Origin of the sequence: Thomasclavelia sp. (assembly GCF_017889095.1) — a bacterium.
In the GTDB taxonomy this organism is placed as follows: domain Bacteria; phylum Bacillota_I; class Bacilli_A; order Erysipelotrichales; family Coprobacillaceae; genus Thomasclavelia.
In genome coordinates this window covers 1-4,661 of record NZ_JAGHEW010000105.1, presented here as the reverse complement: position 1 = coordinate 4,661, position 4,661 = coordinate 1, and the positions used below count along the sequence as shown (strand labels likewise).

The window sequence follows — 4,661 nt, the reverse complement described above, 5'->3', positions numbered from 1 at the left end:
TTCCTTTACCAATGGTCTAATGGGAATAAAGCAAAAAGAACCGCCTAAATAAATCATTGCCAGTGGGGAAGTAATACTTCCTATTTGTGATAATGTCGTTTGCATTATAACTGGTAATTGTAAATCTAACATAACCAAAATTAACGCAAGAACTATCGCGATAGTAGATGGATTGATCATTTTTTTAAGTTGGCTAAACTTAAAAGATTGCTGACTTTGACTTGGTGTAATTAATGTTATTCCCAAAGTCCATAATAATAATTGGTCCACAACCGTAAAAAGCGCTATATAAAGCATACCGTTTTGAGGAAAAAGTTTACTAATCATCGGAATTCCAATAAATCCGACATTTCTAAACATCACTAAGGCCATGTAGACTTTTCCTTGATCCAGTTTAATCTTAAATAAACGTTTAAGTCCCCAAGCAACAATCAAAACAAGAAGATAAAAAACGATAGCTAAATAAATGATTGATATTGAATTTAGTAAAACTTCACGTTTAACACCTATTAATGTATTAATAAATAACATGATCGGTAAAGTTATTTTGATTACAAAATTAGAAAGATAGTTCAAACCACTTTTGTCTAGAATATTGGTTTTAACAGCATAAACACCAATAATCCCAAAAATACTAAACGCAAAAAGCTGCGTTAATACAATTATTAAAATTTCCATAAACGATTATTTACTTTCTTTAATAGATTTAATAATTCTCTTTTTTCTTTATCGCTAAGAATACTTAAAATATCCTCATCGATTTTTGTAAAAGTATCTTTTACGATTTTAGCTTTTTTATTTCCTTCATCAGTTAAAAAAATATGTAATGAACGACGATTTCCATCAAGTGATTTTCTAATAATCAAATGATCCTTTTCCATCTTTGATAACAAAGAAGTTACTGTTGGCGGTTCAATCATGCATGCTCTAGCGATATCTTTTTGCATACAGCCCTCATGTTCTAAAAGATACTCCAAAATCTTGGGCTGTCCATGAGATAATTTCAAATCTTGAATCTTTTCAAAAAAGTGTTTGGTATAAATGCTTTGATTTTCTAGCATAATTTGATGATAATTCATATTCGCCCTCCTTTAATTAGAATTCTAATAGTTAGAATTCTAATTGTCAATATATTTATTCACTGTTTTTCAAATATTTCTAAAATAATTTCTCAGTAATACTATATAAAAAAGGATGATGAAATCTTTTGATTTATCATCATTCTTCTACTAAAATATTTTTATATCTAATCAAAGCCTATACATTCTTTCCCATTTGATAAGCATTGTCCATCGCCGGTGTATTTAAAACATCTTTCGGTTTATCTGTCTGATAACCAAAAACATAGCCACCTTCTTGATTGCCACTTTGACGGAAACAGTTAATATACTGACGAAAACTATTGATCATCGTTTGCATATATTTTTCTTCAGGAGCTTGTCCAGCACTAATTAAATAAAACGTTTTATTCGTTAAGATTTTTTCAATTGCATAAGTACGATCAATCATCATTTTCATAATTCCATTCCAAGTATAAAAATAAACGGGACTAGCATAAACAATGACATCAGCTTCTTTCATTTTTTCATAAATGCTCGGCATATCATCTTTTCTAATACAGTTACCACCGTTATTTTGACAAGCTGAACAGCCAAGACATGGTAAAATATTTAAATCTTTTAAATACACTTTTTCACTTTCATGGCCACTTTCACTAGCTCCTTTAATAAAAGCATCACTTAAAGTATCACAATTACCACCTTTACGAGGACTTGACATCAATACTAGAATTTTCTTTTTCATTAGTTATCTCCTTTTAATTAGTTATTCCAATACTTTCATTTAAACCAAAATCATTTTCATCATTGATCATATCAACAATAAATTTAGCTACAGCTTTGCGATCGACATTTTCTTGGTGCAATTTTTGACCAGGATATTGAAGATGATATTCAAGATTATTACCATTAGTTAAATTAGCCGCTCTAATCAAAGTATACGGTGTTTTTGAAGCAACAATTTCTTTAGCTGCCTGAATATATTCTGGATAACGTTTTGCATATCCTGATAAAATCATTCCCACTCTTCCAGGTACTTCATTACTGATTCCTAGTCCACTAACCCAATAGATTCTTTTAACATTAGACTTTTTTAACACTGTAACAATATTTTTAGCGTGTTTTAACCAGTCACCAGATAAACTAGCTACGACAACATCCTGATTTTTAAAAGCTGTAATTAACTTATCTTGATCTTGCATATCACCAACTAAGATCTTAACTGATGGATTCAAATTTTGATCAAGTTTATCAGGATTTCTTACATATACAGTTACTTTCTTTTGATCATCATTTTCTAAAAACTTTACGACATGATGACCAATACTACCAGTTGCTCCTAAAACTAAGATTTTTTCCATTTCATTTTCCTTTTAGTATTTATTTAATAATGTACTGTTTTCGGACTATATCTTTTAAATTAAATTCCCACTTGGGGAATTTATTAATCATCATTTAACATAGCTTCACGAAATGCCTTGCAATAACTATCCATTGTTGATAATAAGGCTTCACGATCAGATTGTGATAATTGCTCCATTGCTTTATATTCTGCAGATTTAATTTTAGGAATAAATTTATCAGTATATTCTTTACCTAACGACGTTAAATGGATTGCTTTAACCCGGCGATCTTCAGGCAGTTCTTTTAATTCTACCCAGCCTTTTTTATAAAATCCGGTAATGATCGTATTTACTGTCTGTTTCGGTAAAAAAGTCTGTTGGCAGATTTTCTTTTGCGTGCAGTTTTCTAATTTACTGATCATCGTTAAAATATACATACTGGTATAAGTTATATTTAATGAACGCGCATAATCTTCATAAATTAAATTTAATCCTTGCCATAAACTACAAAATCTTTCAACTTGATTATTTACTTCTTGATCCATTGCTTTCACCTCAATTAGTCCGCTTACAAGACTATATTAAAATATTCATTAATAATTATCAATAGTCTTTAATCAATAAAGTATGATTTTCATACTTTATAATTAAAATAATAACCGCTATTTTTAGCGGTTAAATATTTAAGCTAGTAACCCAGGCTTTAAGTTCATTTCCACTGGCATTAGCACCAAAGCGTTTTCCTTCAATTAAATTAGCATTAGGACAAGAAACTTTTAATTCATGATTAGTATTCCCCATGCCACTGCCACCTGAGGTTGCAAAAGGAATAATTGTTTTTCCCGTTAAATCATATTGTTCTAAAAAGGTATTAATAATTGTTGGTGCAACATACCACCAAATTGGAAAACCTACATAAATAACATCATATTGATTAATATCATCAACCTTGTTAGCAACTTCAGGCCGATATGATTTGTCATTCATTTCAATACTGCTACGACTTTGTTTATCTTGCCAATTTAAATCAGCACTTGTATATGGCTGTTTTGGTAAGATTTCATAGATTGTTCCATCAACGACTTTAGCTAAAGTTTTGGCTAATTTGGCTGTTTGTCCACTTGCAGAAAAATAAGCAACTAAATTTTTTGACATTTTTATTACCTCCATTTACTACTATTATTTTATCACTTATAAATCATCTGTCTAATACCTATTGTAAATATTTATTATTGATTTTAAGCATAATTAAAAAATAGTAACACCGAGATGGTGTTACTAACAATATGACTGGATATAACAGTGCGGATTATCTTGATACTTTTTAGCTTCCTGATAATCTAAAAAAATCGTATAGTGAATTTGTCTTGATGAAATTTCATTATGACCTTCACAGGCAGCTAAATTAGAAATTTTAAATGTATATTCATGCTCATTTCCTTGAAGATCAAAGACTTCACCATCCATAATATATCCATTAATTAAATAATAGACTGTTTGTCCATTTTGTAACATGTTTAATCTTCCAATCCTTCAAATTGTAATCGATAGTAATTAGCGTAAACATTATTTTGGTCTAATAAATATTGATGGGTTCCTCTTTCGACAATACCATTATCACCGATAACAATAATTTCATCGGCATTTCTAATAGTTGATAAACGATGGGCAATCGTGATACAAGTTCGATTTTTAGCTAAAGCTTCTAAGCTTTTTTGAATGTGTCGTTCACTTTCGTTATCTAAAGCACTCGTTGCTTCATCTAAAATCAAGATTTTAGGATCTTTTAAGAAAATACGAGCAATCGAAATACGCTGTTTTTGACCACCACTTAATCTAGTTCCCCGTTCACCTACATAACTGTCATAACCATCAGGCAAACTCATAATAAAATCATGAATGTTGGCTTTTTTGGCTGCTTCAATAATTTCTTCATCACTAGCTCCTGGTCGACCATAAGAAATATTTTCTTTGATCGAACCTGTAAATAAATAAACATCCTGTTGGACAATTCCAATTGATTGGCGTAAAGATTTTAAAGTTAGTTTTCTAATATCCTGACCATCAATTTCAATTGCCCCTTTACTAACATCATAAAAACGTAATAGTAAAGAACAAATCGTAGTTTTACCACCACCCGAAGGTCCAACTAGTGCTACTGATCTGCCAGAATCAATATGAATATTTAGATCTTCTAAAACTTTTTCATCACCGTAGCCAAAACTTACATCTTTATAATCAATAACTCCTTGAACATTTT

At 30.2% G+C, this 4,661-nt stretch carries 8 protein-coding genes; all 8 read right to left on the bottom strand.

Annotated elements, in window-relative coordinates:
• A partial coding sequence (locus J7M77_RS04855) for an AEC family transporter (protein ID WP_296876579.1) occupies positions 1-678 on the bottom strand: 678 nt, incomplete at its 3' end.
• Entirely contained in the window at positions 666-1,079 is a 414-nt protein-coding gene (locus J7M77_RS04850) for a MarR family transcriptional regulator (protein WP_296876577.1), read from the bottom strand. The genes J7M77_RS04855 and J7M77_RS04850, both read right to left, overlap by 13 nt.
• A 178-nt stretch (positions 1,080-1,257) precedes the next feature.
• Complete coding sequence (locus J7M77_RS04845) at positions 1,258-1,803, bottom strand: flavodoxin family protein (RefSeq protein WP_296876575.1); 546 nt, start codon at positions 1,801-1,803, stop codon at positions 1,258-1,260.
• 13 nt (positions 1,804-1,816) lie between these two features.
• Positions 1,817-2,419: an NAD(P)-binding oxidoreductase gene (locus J7M77_RS04840; protein WP_296876573.1), complete on the bottom strand. Its 603-nt coding sequence runs from the start codon at positions 2,417-2,419 to the stop codon at positions 1,817-1,819.
• Positions 2,420-2,502: 83 nt separating this feature from the next.
• Positions 2,503-2,946 carry a MarR family transcriptional regulator gene (locus J7M77_RS04835; protein ID WP_296876571.1) on the bottom strand — a complete coding sequence of 148 codons (444 nt, stop codon included), beginning with the start codon at positions 2,944-2,946 and terminating at the stop codon, positions 2,503-2,505.
• Between the two features lie 130 nt (positions 2,947-3,076).
• A complete protein-coding gene (locus tag J7M77_RS04830) occupies positions 3,077-3,556 on the bottom strand; it encodes a flavodoxin (RefSeq protein WP_296876569.1) in 480 nt (159 codons plus the stop codon).
• A gap of 123 nt (positions 3,557-3,679) precedes the next feature.
• Complete coding sequence (locus tag J7M77_RS04825; protein ID WP_296876566.1) at positions 3,680-3,916, bottom strand: hypothetical protein; 237 nt, start codon at positions 3,914-3,916, stop codon at positions 3,680-3,682.
• A gap of 2 nt (positions 3,917-3,918) precedes the next feature.
• A partial coding sequence (locus tag J7M77_RS04820) for an ABC transporter ATP-binding protein (RefSeq protein WP_296876564.1) occupies positions 3,919-4,661 on the bottom strand: 743 nt, incomplete at its 5' end.

Coding starts and splice junctions, on each gene's coding strand:
- J7M77_RS04840 (WP_296876573.1), bottom strand. CDS start 2,419: ATGGAAAAAATCTTAGTTTTAGGAGCAACTGGTAGTATTGGTCATCAT.
- J7M77_RS04830 (WP_296876569.1), bottom strand. CDS start 3,556: ATGTCAAAAAATTTAGTTGCTTATTTTTCTGCAAGTGGACAAACAGCC.
- J7M77_RS04850 (WP_296876577.1), bottom strand. CDS start 1,079: ATGAATTATCATCAAATTATGCTAGAAAATCAAAGCATTTATACCAAA.
- J7M77_RS04835 (WP_296876571.1), bottom strand. CDS start 2,946: ATGGATCAAGAAGTAAATAATCAAGTTGAAAGATTTTGTAGTTTATGG.
- J7M77_RS04825 (WP_296876566.1), bottom strand. CDS start 3,916: ATGTTACAAAATGGACAAACAGTCTATTATTTAATTAATGGATATATT.
- J7M77_RS04845 (WP_296876575.1), bottom strand. CDS start 1,803: ATGAAAAAGAAAATTCTAGTATTGATGTCAAGTCCTCGTAAAGGTGGT.